Origin of the sequence: Rathayibacter sp. VKM Ac-2926 (assembly GCF_022815565.1) — a bacterium.
GTDB lineage: Bacteria > Actinomycetota > Actinomycetes > Actinomycetales > Microbacteriaceae > Rathayibacter > Rathayibacter festucae.
In genome coordinates this window covers 43,946-55,482 of the sequence record NZ_JALGRS010000001.1, presented here as the reverse complement: position 1 = coordinate 55,482, position 11,537 = coordinate 43,946, and the positions used below count along the sequence as shown (strand labels likewise).

The following is an 11,537-nucleotide window of genomic DNA, read 5'->3' as shown; positions in this document are numbered from 1 at the left end:
ACCTACAGAGTTCAGGAGGATCGCATGGTCGCACGACGATCGCCTCGCCGCTCCCTCCAGCTGGCCGAGATCGGCGCCAACATCCGGCGCTGGCGAGCCGTGAACGGGATGACCGCGTCCTCGCTCGCCGAGCGGGCGGGCGTCACCCGCGAGACGCTGCGCCGGCTTGAGGCGGGAGACGGCTCGGCCCGGCTCGACTCCGTCGTCGCGGTCCTCGGGGCGCTCGGCATCGCGGACTCCCTCGTCCAGGCGACCGACCCCTACCGCAGCGAGACGGCACGGGCCCGCATCGACGCGATCCTCGGCGCCGGCGGCTCCCTGTGACCGCCGGGCCGGCGGGCGCTCACTCTCGAGTGACGGGCGGCCTCCTCGCCCTCCGGCCGCCCGAAACATCCCCGCAATCTGCCCCGCACTAGAGTCGTGCCATGGGTGACCTCTTCGACGGATACGGGTCCCAGAAGGTCGAGCGGCCCCGCACGGGCGCCTCACCCTGGGACGAGATGTTCGCCGATGTCGCGGCGACGAGCGGCCCCGCCGGCGTCCGTGACTCGTACCGCGACATCTACTCCTCGCTCGCGCGGATGACGCAGGAGGAGCTGCGCGGTCGCACCGATGCGCTCGCCTCCTCCTACCTCGCGCAGGGCGTGACCTTCGACTTCGCGGGCGAGGAGCGGCCCTTCCCGCTCGACGCCGTCCCGCGCGTGATCGAGAGCGCCGAGTGGAACGAGGTGCAGAGCGGCATCAAGCAGCGCGTCCGCGCGCTCGAGGCCTTCCTCGCCGACGTCTACGGCCCGCAGAACGCGGTGAAGGACGGCGTGATCCCCGCCGCCCTGCTCTCCAGCTCCAGCCACTTCCACCGCCAGGCCGCCGGGATCGAGCCGGCCAACGGCGTGCGGATCCAGGTCTCCGGCATCGACCTCATCCGCGACGAGGTCGGCGACTGGCGGGTGCTCGAGGACAACGTCCGCGTGCCCTCCGGCGTCTCCTACGTCATCTCGAACCGCCGGGTGATGGCGCAGACGCTGCCCGAGCTGTTCGTGTCGATGCGGGTGCGCCCGGTCGGCGACTACCCCAACCGCTTGCTCCAGGCCCTGCGCGCCTCCGCGCCGGAGGGCGTCGACGACCCCACCGTCGTCGTGCTCACGCCGGGCGTCTACAACTCGGCCTACTTCGAGCACACCCTGCTCGCCCGGCTGATGGGCGTCGAGCTGGTCGAGGGGCGCGACCTCTTCTGCACCGGCGGCAAGGTGTTCATGCGCACCACCTCCGGGCCCACCCGCGTCGACGTGATCTACCGCCGCGTCGACGACGAGTTCCTCGACCCGCTGCAGTTCCGCGCCGACTCGATGCTCGGCTCGCCCGGACTGATGCTCGCCGCGCGCCTGGGCAACGTCACGATCGCGAACGCGGTCGGCAACGGCGTCGCCGACGACAAGCTCGTCTACACCTACCTGCCCGACCTGATCCGCTACTACCTCTCGGAGGAGCCGGTGATCAAGAACGTCGACACCTGGCGCCTGGAGGATCCGGGCGCGCTCGAGGAGGTGCTCGACCGCCTCGACGAGCTCGTCGTGAAGCCGGTCGACGGCTCCGGCGGCAAGGGCCTCGTGGTCGGGCCGGCGGCCTCCGCGAAAGAGCTGGCCGAGCTGCGCTCGCGGCTGCAGGCCGACCCGCGCGGCTGGATCGCTCAGCCGGTGGTGCAGCTCTCGACCATCCCGACCCTGGTCGACGACGGGATGCGGCCGCGGCACGCGGACCTCCGTCCCTTCGCGGTCAATGACGGCAAGGACATCTGGGTGCTGCCCGGCGGTCTGACCCGGGTCGCGCTGCCCGAGGGCCAGCTCGTCGTCAACTCGTCGCAGGGCGGCGGCTCGAAGGACACCTGGGTCGTCGGCCTCGAGGGCGCGCCGCTCACCGAGCCGGACGCCCACGACATCTCCGGGCTCGTCGAGGACCAGGCGGCCGTGACCAGCTCGATTCCGATCGTCTACCCGCTGAACCACACGCCCGACCAGTCGCCGCAGGACGCGGCCAACCACGACCAGGACCAGCAGCAGCAGCAGACGCTCGCCGCGGGGGAGGACGCCTGATGCTCTCCCGGATCGCCGAGTCGCTGTTCTGGATCGGCCGCTACATCGAGCGGTCGGACGGCACCGCCCGCATCCTCGACGTCCACCTGCAGCTCCTGCTCGAGGACCCGTGGATCGACGAGGACACCGCCTGCCGCTCGCTGCTGTCGGTGATGGGGTCCACCGCGCCGGACGACATGAAGGAGGTCACCCGCGCCGACGTGCTGACCATCCTCGCGATCGACCGCACGAACCCCGCCTCGATCGCGTACTCGCTCGGCGCCGCCCGCGAGAACGCCCGGCGCGCGCGGGAGATCGTCTCGACCGAGCTGTGGGAGTGCCTCAACACCACGCGCACCCGGATGCCCCGCCGGGTCACGGGGGAGCGGGTGTCGGAGTTCTTCGGCTGGGTGCGCGAGCGCTCGGCGCTCGCCGTCGGCATCATCGAGTCGGCCACCTCGCGCGACGAGGCCTGGCAGTTCTTCACGCTCGGCCGCTCGATCGAGCGCGCCGACATGACGGCGCGACTCCTGGCCACCCGGTCGCTGACCGAGGCGAGCGGCCCGTCCTGGACGACGATCCTGCGCTCCTGCGGGGCGTACGAGGCGTACCTCCGCACCTACCGCGGCGTGCCCAGTGCTCGCAACGCGGCGGAGTTCCTGCTGCTCGACCGCCTCTTCCCGCGCTCGATCCTCTTCTCGGTCTCGCGTGCCGAGATGTGCATGCGCGACATCGAGCCGCGCACCGGTCGCGTCGGGCACACCGGCGACGCCCAGCGGGTGCTCGGCCAGATCCGCAGCGAGCTGGAGTACCGGCCGATCGCCGAGATCCTCGAGGACCTGCCCCGGCACATGGACAGCGTGCAGGAGGCGACCTCGTCGGCCTCCGAGGCGATCCGCCAGCGCTACTTCCCCACCAATGTCATGCCGAGCTGGATCGGGGAGGCGCTGTGAGCAGGCTGCGCATCACGCACACGACGGGGTTCACCTACCGGGGCGACGTCGTCGCGTCCTACAACGAGGCGAGGATGCTCCCCGCCTCCTCGGACGGGCAGCTCGTGCTCTCGTCGAACCTCGTCATCCGCCCGGTCACCTCCGCCCACACCTACACCGACTACTGGGGCACCCGGGTCTCGTCGTTCGACGTGCTCGACCCGCACCAGGAGCTCTCATTGACGGCGACCTCGCTCGTCGAGATCCGGCCGAAGGCGCACCCCGACCACCCGGTCGGCTGGGAGCAGCTCGCGGACCAGGTCGAGACGCTCACCGAGTACGTGGAGCAGCTCAAGCAGACCAACCGCACCGCCCCGCCGGAGGACCTCGTCGAGCTGGCCCGCCGGCTGGCCGACGCCGCGGAGGGCCCGTGCGACGCGGCCCTGTCGATCGCCGAGACGATCGGCCGCGAGATGACCTACCGCCAGGGCGTCACCGGCGTGCACTCGACGGCGACCGAGTCGTGGACCGCCCGCGAGGGCGTCTGCCAGGACATCACCCACATCGTCCTGGGCGCGCTGCGCTCGACGGGCATTCCCGCGCGCTACGTCTCCGGCTATTTGCACCCCAAGCCGAACGCGGCGATCGGCGAGACCGTCGTCGGCGAGTCGCACGCCTGGGTCGAGTGGTTCTGCGGCGGTGCCTGGCGCGGCTACGACCCCACCAACCTGATCGACATCGGCGACCGCCACGTGATCGTCGGCCGCGGCCGCGACTACAACGACATCGCCCCGCTGCGCGGCGTCTACGCCGGTCCGCACTCCTCGAAGCTGTTCGTCCGCGTGGAGATCACGCGCGAGGCGTGAGGGCGGGGGTCGTCACGAGGGCGACCTCCTCCTGGGCGGCGGGCTCGCCGGCGCGGGCGCGGCGGCGGGTGCGCAGGTACCAGCCGAGGCCGACGCCGGCGGCGAGCGCTCCGGAGGCGGCGCCGACGAGCATCGCCCAGCGCGGGCCGTAGGCGTTCGCGACCCAGCCGATCAGCGGGGCGCCGATCGGGGTACCGCCCATGAAGATCGCCATGTAGAGCGCCATCACCCGGCCGCGCATCTCCGGCGTGGTCGAGAGCTGGACGTAGCCGTTGGCCGAGGTCATCAGGGTCTGCGCGGCGATGCCGACGAAGGGCAGCAGGATCGCGAAGGCCCAGACGGTCGGCATCAGGCCGGCGAGGGCGAGCGCGACGCCGAAGGCCGCGGCGGCGCCGACGATCAGGCGCAGTCGCGGGCGGTCGCGACGGGCCGAGAGCAGGGCGCCGACCACCGAGCCGACGGCGATGGCGGAGGAGAGCAGGCCGAACTCGCTCGCTCCCATGTCGAACTCGACCGTCGCCATCGTCGACGCGAAGATCGGGAAGTTCAGGCCGAAGGTGCCGATCAGGAAGACGATTGAGAGCACGACCAGGATGTCCGGCCGCCGGGAGACGTAGCGGAAGCCCTCGAGCAGCGCACCGGGGCCGCGGGTCGCGCGCGGGGCGGAGCGCAGCTGCTCCCGGTGCAGGAAGCGCAGCGAGACCAGCACCGCGAGGAAGCTCGCCGCATTGAGGAGGAAGACCCAGCCGGAGCCGACGGCCGCGATCAGCACGCCCGCGAGGGCCGGGCCGATCATCCGCGCGGAGTTGAAGGAGGCCGAGTTCAGCGACACCGCGTTGGAGAGGTCGCGCTCCTCGACCAGCGCGGAGACGAAGGTCTGGCGCACCGGAGCGTCGATCGCGGCGGCGAAGCCCAGGAGCAGCGCGAAGACGTAGACCATCCAGAGCTGGACGATCCCGGTCACGACGATCAGGCCGAGCGCGAGGCCGAGGACGGCCATCGCGGCCTGCGTCGCCATCAGGAGCTTCCGGCGGTCGAAGCGGTCGGCGATGAAGCCGGAGAAGGGGACCATCAGCAGCTGCGGGCCGAACTGCAGCGCCATCGTCACGCCGAGCGCGGTCGCGTCGTGGTCGGTCAGATCGTTGATGACGATCCAGTCCTGGGCCGTGCGCTGCATCCAGGTGCCGATGTTGGAGACCATCGCACCGGCGAACCAGATGCGGTAGTTCGGCACCGCGAGCGAGCGGAACATCGCGCTCATCGGTCCGCCACCTCGCGCAGGAGCGCGGCGGCGTCGTGCAGCAGCCGGCGCTGGTCGGGGTCGAGCTCGCGGAGGCGGGCGATGAGCCAGGCGTCGCGGCTGCGCCGGACGTCGAGGACCAGCTCGGAGCCGCGCGCGGTCGCGCGGATGCGGGTGACGCGGCCGTCGGCCGGATCGGCGAGGCGCTCGACGAGTCCGTCGTCGGCGAGGCAGCCGACGGTGCGGGTCATCGAGGGTGGACGGACGCGCTCCGCCTCGGCGAGCTCGCCGAGGGTCCGCGGTCCCTCCCGGTGCAGGAGGGCGAGGACGCCGAACTGCGCGTCGCTCAGCTCGTGCTCCGCCTTCTCCTGGCGCAGGCGGCGGCCGAGCCGGCCCACGGCGATGCGCGTCTCGCCGGCGAGGGCGGGGAGATCGGTGTCGGCAGGAGTCACATAGTTAGCCTAACAAAAGAGTTGGCCCGCTGCATGCTGATCGAGTGGACCGCGCAGCGGGCGCCCCCATGCTGATCGAGTGGACCGCGCAGCGGCGTATCGAGACCCCGGGTTCGCCGATCCCCCCCGTTGTGGCCACACCGTTCGCGACAGCTTGGCGGGACGGGAGGCGCTCAGTACCGTCGGAGGCAGACCAGGCCGGGACACATCGCGTACGGTGACCTGGTCCGATCGGCCGCCCGACCCGAAAGGGCGGCTCCCGCGCCCCGGCCTGGCCTCCGCCTCCCGTCGTTCCGCGACGGCAGCGGGACGTGCGGGTCAGGTCCGACGGGCGGTGCGCACCGCGCCGACGCTCGCCGCCACGACGAGGGCGATGCCGACCGCCTCGATCGCGGTCAGCCGCTGGCCCAGCACCAGGAACCCCGAGAGCGCCGCAGCGCCGGGCGCCAGCGCCATCAGGATCGAGAAGGTCGACGAGCGCAGGCGCCGCAGCGCCAGCAGCTCCAGTGCGTAGGGCAGTGCCGACGACAGCACGGCGACCGCGAGTCCGAGCAGCAGCACCGGCGGCAGCACGAGCGCGGGCCCGGCCGTGGCGATGCCGAACGGCAGCGACACGATCGCGCCGGCGGTCAGCGCGAGCGCGAGGCCGTCGAGCCGCGGGAAGCGCCCGCCGGTGCGCCCGGCGAAGACGATGTAGGTGGCCCAGAGCGCCGCCGCGCCGAGCGCGAAGGCGACGCCGACGGGATCGAGCGAGGAGAAGCCGCCCTGCGAGAGCACGACCACGCCGCCGAGGGCGAGGGCCGCCCAGAGCAGGCTGACGAGGCTCCGCCCGGCGATCACGGAGAGCACCAGCGGACCGAGCACCTCGAGCGTCACCGCCGCGCCCTGCGGGATCCGGGCGATCGCCTCGTAGTAGCAGGCGTTCATCCCGCCGAGGGCGAGGCCGTAGGCGCCGACGGTGGCCCAGTCCGAGCGCGAGTAGCCGCGGATCCGCGGCCGGCAGACGACGAGCAGCACCAGCGCGGAGAAGACCAGTCGCAGGGTCACCGTGCCGATCGGCCCGGCGGCGGGGAAGAGCAGGACGGCGAAGGACGCGCCGAGCTGCACGCTCGCGATCGAGCCGAGCACGAGGCCGATCGACCCCGCGCTCGCCCGGGCGGGCGGGACGGCGTTCAGCTCGAGCGCCGCTGCTTCTGCACGGGAGGGACGTTGTAGCCGAGCAGTCCGACACCGGTCTCGTCCCAGAGCAGGGTCGTCAGCGACACGTTGTCGACCGAGGGGAAGGTGTGCCGGTAGGTCTCGGGATTGATGCCGAGGTAGGCGCAGAGCAGGAGCCGGATGAGGGTGCCGTGCGCGACGACGAGCACGCGGCCGTCCGGGTGGTCGCGGTGGATGCGGGCGAGCGCCGTGTTGGCGCGGGCGACGGCGTCGAGGCCGGACTCGCCGCCGGGCATCGGCTGGATCGCGGGCGCGGCGACCCAGGCGCGGTACTCGTCGGGGAAGCGCTTCTCCATCTCGGCGTTCGTCAGCCCCTCGCCCTGGCCGAAGTCGACCTCGACGAGGGCCGGGTCGAGCTTCACCTCGAGGTGGGCGGCCCGGGCGGCGGGCACAGCGGTGCGCACGGCGCGGACGAGGGTGGAGGAGTACACCGCGTCGAGCTCGGCGTCGACGGCCCAGGAGGCGAGCGTCGCCGCCTGATCCTGGCCGAGCGGGGTCAGCGCGATGTCGGAGGAGCCCGCGTAGCGGTTCTCGGCGTGCCAGACGGTCTCTCCGTGCCGGGCGAGGATCAGGGTCGTCACTCGACGAGCCTACCGAGGCTGCCCCTGGGAGCCCGACCGGTCATGCGGCGCGCACGTCGTAGTGCGCGTCGACCAGCACCGGGAGGTGGTCGGAGACGCCCTGCGGCAGGGTCGAGACCCGCTCGATCCGCACCGAGTCGCTGATCGCGAAGTCGAAGTGCCCGCTGAAGTAGCGGTACCGCGCGTAGGTCGGGGAATCACTGCGCGACACGAGGTAGCCGTTCCGCGTCATCTTGCGGTCGAGTCCGCGGAAGAACCAGGGGTAGTTGTAGTCGCCGACCATCAGCGACGGGGTGTCCGGGGCGTAGTCGCGGAGGCGGTCGAGCGCCTCGCCGATCTGCTTCCGGCGCAGCGCGTTGCCGGCCGAGAGCGGGGCCGCGTGGAAGGACGAGACGGCGATCGATCCGCCCTCCCGGTCCTCGAGCCGGACGGCGAGCAGGCGCTCGTGAGCGGGGGACATCACCCGGTCGTGCATCGACTTGCTGAGCTCGAACGCGGCACTGCCGAGGAGCTCGAAGCGGGCGTGAGAGTAGTAGACGGCGAGCCCGAGGCGGTTGCGCGCGGTCACCGAGGCGAGCCGCAGATCGCCGAGCTCCTGGGGGAGCTTCGTGGTGTCGCACTCCTGGAGGCAGAGGACGTCGACGTCGTGCCGGGCGGCGAGAGGGGCGATCTCGCCGTGCGCCCGGTGCTCCCGGAGGTTGTAGGAGATCACGCGGAGAGCGCGTTCGTTCGGCTGCATTGCGCCAGTGTAGGGCCGCCGGCGGGGGCCTCCGGCGACGTTCCGGCGAACACGGAGGGACGGCGCAGGGCCCCCGCGCTTCCCGGCCGGCGCGGTGCCGGAGGGGAGGTGCGAGGGCCCTGCGGAGGGGCGGTCAGTGCCCGGCGGTGCCCGACGCGTCGGTGCCGTCGGCGGTCTCCGCGTCGGTGCCGTGGACGCCGTCGGTGGGTCCCCAGTCGGGCAGGGGCGGGTTCTGCTCCTCGCCCGCGGCGCCGACGCCGTCGGGTCCATCGGGGGACGGGCTGCCCACCTCGTCGAGTCCGGCGGGGTTCCCGGTGCCGGCGCTGCCGGTGGTCTCCTCGGGGTCGACGGGGGTGGTCTCGATGTCGTTCTCGGAGCTGCTCATGGGGCAACGCTAGGACGCCTCCTCCGCGCCCGGAAGCCCCTTGCGTCTCGCCCGGAAGCGGCTGCCATCGAACGCCGTCCCACTGACGGGGGACAGGCTCCGGGCGCTGGCGCCGGCCTGCGCCTCTCGCGAGCATCGAGCCGGACCACCCGTCACCGTCGCCGGTGTGGCGCCGAAGCCCGCGCACCTCGACCGGAAGGCCACACCGTGACCCACGACTCCTCGCCCCGCCCCGATTCCGACCGCCTGGTCACCCGCCGCTCCGTCACCGCGGCCGCCGCGTGGACCGTGCCGGTCGTCGCCGTCGCCGTCGCCACCCCGTCCGCTGCGGCGTCGATCGTCGATCTCGGCGCCTACGCGCTCCGCGGCACCTGCGGCACCCTCGGCCTGATCGGTCCCGGCTTCCTGCTGCAGGCGGGCCCCACGGAGCCGCTGCCGACCGGCACGACCGTCCTCATCACCGGCTCCGGGGTCGCCAACATCGGCGTCTTCTCGGTCTCGGGAGGCACGGCCACCGTGAACGTGCTGAGCAACACGTCCCGTCAGATCACGCTGACCGCCCCGCTGGCAGCGGGAGCGACCATCGCCCTCCGCACGACGCTCTCGATCAGCGTCGCCTTCCAGCTGAACGCCGTCTCGACGCTGCCCTCCGGCTACAGCGGGACCGGCTCGAAGACCGCGGCAAACGTGTCGAGCACGCTCATCCTCTGCTCCGCGAACTGACGAGCGGAACGGCGAAGGCCCTCCTCCTCCTTCTCGGAGGGGAGGGCCTTCGCCGTTGCTGCGGTGCGGAGCGGCGGGTCAGCGCCCGTAGGCGCCCGCGGCGGGGCAGTCGAACGGATCGCCGCCGGCCGAGAGGCCCACGCGGTTGAGGTAGCGGACGACGATGCCGTACGACTCGAGCAGCGAGGTCTCGGTGTAGGGGATCTGGTGCGTCGCGCAGTACTCCTTGGCGATGACCTGGGCCTCGCGCAGGGCGGGGCGGGGCATGTTCGGGAAGAGGTGGTGCTCGACCTGGTAGTTCAGGCCGCCCATGAAGTAGTCGTTGAACCAGTTGCCGCGGATGCTGCGCGAGGTGAGGACCTGGCGGCGCAGGAAGTCGACGCGCGCCTCCTTGGGCAGGATCGGCATGCCCTTGTGGTTCGGGGCGAACGAGGCGCCCATGTAGAGGCCGAAGACGGCCATCTGCACGCCGACGAAGGCGAAGGCCATGCCGAGCGGCAGCGCCCAGAAGACGACGGCGAGGTACAGGCCGACGCGGGCGACCAGCATCGAGATCTCGACCCAGCGCTTGTCGACCTTGCCCTTGCCGAACACGGTGCGGAAGCCGTGCAGGTGCAGGTTGATGCCCTCGAGCAGCAGCAGCGGGAAGAAGGCGTAGCCCTGACGGCGGGTGAGCCAGGCGTAGGCGCCGCGCGAGCGGGCCGCGTCCTCCGGAGTGAACGACACGACGTCGCGGACGATGTCCGGGTCCTTGCCGAGCACGTTCGGGTTGGCGTGGTGGCGGCTGTGCTTGTTCATCCACCAGGAGTAGCTGATGCCGACGACGAGGTTCGCGAGCGTGCGGCCGGCGACGTCGTTGGCCTTGCCGGACTCGAACACCTGGCGGTGCGAGGCCTCGTGCGCGAGGAAGGCGAACTGGGTGAGGACGATGCCCAGTGCGGCGGCGAGCAGCAGCTGGAACCAGGAGTCGCCGAGCAGGACGAAGCCGGTGACGATGCCGCCGAGGGCGAGAGTCAGCACGGAGAAGAGGATGTAGTAGAAGCCGCGGCGGCGGCGGAGGAGCCCGGCGTCGCGGACGGTGCTCAGCAGACCGGAGTACTCGGTCGTCGGATTCGTGTTGCCCTCGCCGCGCGGGCGGGTGCGGATCACGCGGGGGGAGGCCTGGACCCGGGGGGAGGTCTCGACCCGGGGGGCGGAGGGGGTGTTTCCGTCGGACAGTGCGGTGGGGGTGCTCATCGGCGCCTCGCTCGTTCGGGGTGGCCGTCCTCGTCGACGGCCGCTCGGTGAGCGATCCCCGGGAGGTCCGGGTCCGCTCATGGTGTTCACCGCGTCGGTAGGGGCCGGACGAGGCTGCGGCCAACCGGGTTCCGGGGCGACCGAGGTCAACACTATGGGGTGCCGCGCGGCCCCGCATCAGGGCGATTGCCAGTCTTCGAGAGGCATGCCGGAGGGGGTATGCGATGAGGAGAACTCCGGGCCGACCAGGCGATCGTCGGCCCGGAGCTCCCCGCGCGGTCAGGAGCCGATCGAGTCCTGCGGACGGCCCGACTTGAGGGCGGCCAGGCGCGCCTCGACCTCGGTCATCTCGCCGAGGTCCTCGAGCGATTCGAACTGCGCGTCCAGGCTCGAGGAGGCGAGCTCCTCGGCGCCGCGGACGCGGGCCTCCTCGCGGCGGATCTTCTGCTCGAACCGGCTGACCTCGCTGGTCGGGTCCATGATGTCGATGCTCTTGATCGCGTCCTGGACCTGCGACTGGGCCTCGACGGTCTTCGAGCGCGCGATCAGCTCGTCGCGCTTGGAAGAGAGCTGGTGGAGCTTCTCGCGCATCTGGTTGAGACCCGACTTGAGCTTGTCGACGACCTCGGTCTGCGAGGCGATGGTCGGCTCGGCGTCCTTCGCCTCCTTCTCGGACTGGATCTGGCGGGTCAGGGCGACCTTGGCGAGCGCGTCGAACTTGTCGGCGTCGCCGGCGTTGCCGGAGGTGCGGAGCTCGTCGGCCTTGCGGCTCGCGGCGAGGGCCTTGCCGCCCCACTCGTCGGCGTTCTGGACGTCCTCGCGGTAGTCGTCCTCGAGCAGGCGCAGGTTGCCGATGGTCTGCGCGATGGCGGCCTCGGCGTCGCGGATGCTGTCGGTGTAGTCGCGGACCATCTGATCGAGCATCTTCTGCGGGTCCTCGGCCTGATCGAGGAGCGCGTTGATGTTGGCCTTCGCGAGCTGCGCGATGCGGCCGAAGATCGACTGTTTCTGGGCCATGCTGTCTCTCCTTGGGTGAGGTGCTTGCGGGCGGGGGCCGAGCGGATGCGGGCCCGGGGTCTGTGAGCGGGGTCGTCGG

13 protein-coding genes are annotated in these 11,537 nt (G+C 72.0%); 5 read left to right on the top strand and 8 right to left on the bottom strand.

Going from position 1 to position 11,537, the window contains the following annotated elements; translation table 11 throughout:
• The first annotated feature begins 24 nt into the window (after positions 1-24).
• The 4 genes from MT351_RS00290 to MT351_RS00275 all read left to right on the top strand — a co-directional run bounded on the left by MT351_RS00290 (position 25) and on the right by MT351_RS00275 (position 3,867).
• On the top strand, positions 25-324 hold the full coding sequence (locus tag MT351_RS00290) for a helix-turn-helix domain-containing protein (RefSeq protein WP_123444948.1): 300 nt from the start codon (positions 25-27) through the stop codon (positions 322-324).
• 101 nt (positions 325-425) lie between these two features.
• Complete coding sequence (locus MT351_RS00285; RefSeq protein WP_123734957.1) at positions 426-2,090, top strand: circularly permuted type 2 ATP-grasp protein; 1,665 nt, start codon at positions 426-428, stop codon at positions 2,088-2,090.
• Positions 2,090-3,022, top strand: coding sequence for an alpha-E domain-containing protein (locus MT351_RS00280; protein ID WP_123444951.1), 933 nt, complete (start codon positions 2,090-2,092; stop codon positions 3,020-3,022). Before MT351_RS00285 ends, MT351_RS00280 begins: the two co-directional genes overlap by 1 nt.
• Complete coding sequence (locus MT351_RS00275; protein WP_123734958.1) at positions 3,019-3,867, top strand: transglutaminase family protein; 849 nt, start codon at positions 3,019-3,021, stop codon at positions 3,865-3,867. The genes MT351_RS00280 and MT351_RS00275 overlap by 4 nt, the downstream gene beginning before the upstream one ends.
• Here MT351_RS00275 and MT351_RS00270 read toward each other — a convergent pair.
• From MT351_RS00270 to MT351_RS00245, 6 genes are all read right to left on the bottom strand, one after another.
• The gene (locus MT351_RS00270) at positions 3,851-5,128 is read right to left on the bottom strand and encodes an MFS transporter (RefSeq protein WP_123734960.1); all 1,278 of its coding nucleotides are present in this window, start codon (positions 5,126-5,128) and stop codon (positions 3,851-3,853) included. The genes MT351_RS00275 and MT351_RS00270 overlap by 17 nt on opposite strands.
• Positions 5,125-5,559, bottom strand: a complete 435-nt coding sequence (locus MT351_RS00265; RefSeq protein ID WP_123734961.1) for a MarR family winged helix-turn-helix transcriptional regulator — start codon at positions 5,557-5,559, stop codon at positions 5,125-5,127. The genes MT351_RS00270 and MT351_RS00265 overlap by 4 nt, the downstream gene beginning before the upstream one ends.
• 318 nt (positions 5,560-5,877) lie before the next feature.
• The gene (locus tag MT351_RS00260; RefSeq protein ID WP_243580972.1) at positions 5,878-6,687 is read right to left on the bottom strand and encodes a DMT family transporter; all 810 of its coding nucleotides are present in this window, start codon (positions 6,685-6,687) and stop codon (positions 5,878-5,880) included.
• 44 nt (positions 6,688-6,731) lie between these two features.
• Positions 6,732-7,358 carry a histidine phosphatase family protein gene (locus MT351_RS00255; RefSeq protein WP_132434716.1) on the bottom strand — a complete coding sequence of 209 codons (627 nt, stop codon included), beginning with the start codon at positions 7,356-7,358 and terminating at the stop codon, positions 6,732-6,734.
• Positions 7,359-7,398: 40 nt separating this feature from the next.
• Positions 7,399-8,097, bottom strand: a complete 699-nt coding sequence (locus tag MT351_RS00250; protein WP_123444958.1) for an endonuclease/exonuclease/phosphatase family protein — start codon at positions 8,095-8,097, stop codon at positions 7,399-7,401.
• Between the two features lie 133 nt (positions 8,098-8,230).
• Positions 8,231-8,482 carry a hypothetical protein gene (locus MT351_RS00245; RefSeq protein ID WP_123733456.1) on the bottom strand — a complete coding sequence of 84 codons (252 nt, stop codon included), beginning with the start codon at positions 8,480-8,482 and terminating at the stop codon, positions 8,231-8,233.
• Positions 8,483-8,689: 207 nt separating this feature from the next.
• Here MT351_RS00245 and MT351_RS00240 point away from each other — a divergent pair, with 207 nt between their 5' ends.
• The gene (locus MT351_RS00240) at positions 8,690-9,205 is read left to right on the top strand and encodes a hypothetical protein (RefSeq protein ID WP_148060208.1); all 516 of its coding nucleotides are present in this window, start codon (positions 8,690-8,692) and stop codon (positions 9,203-9,205) included.
• A 78-nt stretch (positions 9,206-9,283) separates the two neighbouring features.
• Here MT351_RS00240 and MT351_RS00235 read toward each other — a convergent pair whose 3' ends face one another.
• Entirely contained in the window at positions 9,284-10,441 is a 1,158-nt protein-coding gene (locus MT351_RS00235) for an acyl-CoA desaturase (RefSeq protein ID WP_132434714.1), read from the bottom strand.
• 279 nt (positions 10,442-10,720) lie between these two features.
• Positions 10,721-11,458 carry a PspA/IM30 family protein gene (locus MT351_RS00230; protein ID WP_132434713.1) on the bottom strand — a complete coding sequence of 246 codons (738 nt, stop codon included), beginning with the start codon at positions 11,456-11,458 and terminating at the stop codon, positions 10,721-10,723.
• Positions 11,459-11,537 lie beyond the last annotated feature (79 nt).

Bases quoted from the DNA above. Each gene is read 5' to 3' on its own strand.
- MT351_RS00290 (WP_123444948.1), top strand. From the start codon at position 25: ATGGTCGCACGACGATCGCCTCGCCGCTCCCTCCAGCTGGCCGAGATC.
- MT351_RS00285 (WP_123734957.1), top strand. From the start codon at position 426: ATGGGTGACCTCTTCGACGGATACGGGTCCCAGAAGGTCGAGCGGCCC.
- MT351_RS00280 (WP_123444951.1), top strand. From the start codon at position 2,090: ATGCTCTCCCGGATCGCCGAGTCGCTGTTCTGGATCGGCCGCTACATC.
- MT351_RS00270 (WP_123734960.1), bottom strand. From the start codon at position 5,128: ATGAGCGCGATGTTCCGCTCGCTCGCGGTGCCGAACTACCGCATCTGG.
- MT351_RS00250 (WP_123444958.1), bottom strand. From the start codon at position 8,097: ATGCAGCCGAACGAACGCGCTCTCCGCGTGATCTCCTACAACCTCCGG.
- MT351_RS00245 (WP_123733456.1), bottom strand. From the start codon at position 8,482: ATGAGCAGCTCCGAGAACGACATCGAGACCACCCCCGTCGACCCCGAG.
- MT351_RS00235 (WP_132434714.1), bottom strand. From the start codon at position 10,441: ATGAGCACCCCCACCGCACTGTCCGACGGAAACACCCCCTCCGCCCCC.
- MT351_RS00230 (WP_132434713.1), bottom strand. From the start codon at position 11,458: ATGGCCCAGAAACAGTCGATCTTCGGCCGCATCGCGCAGCTCGCGAAG.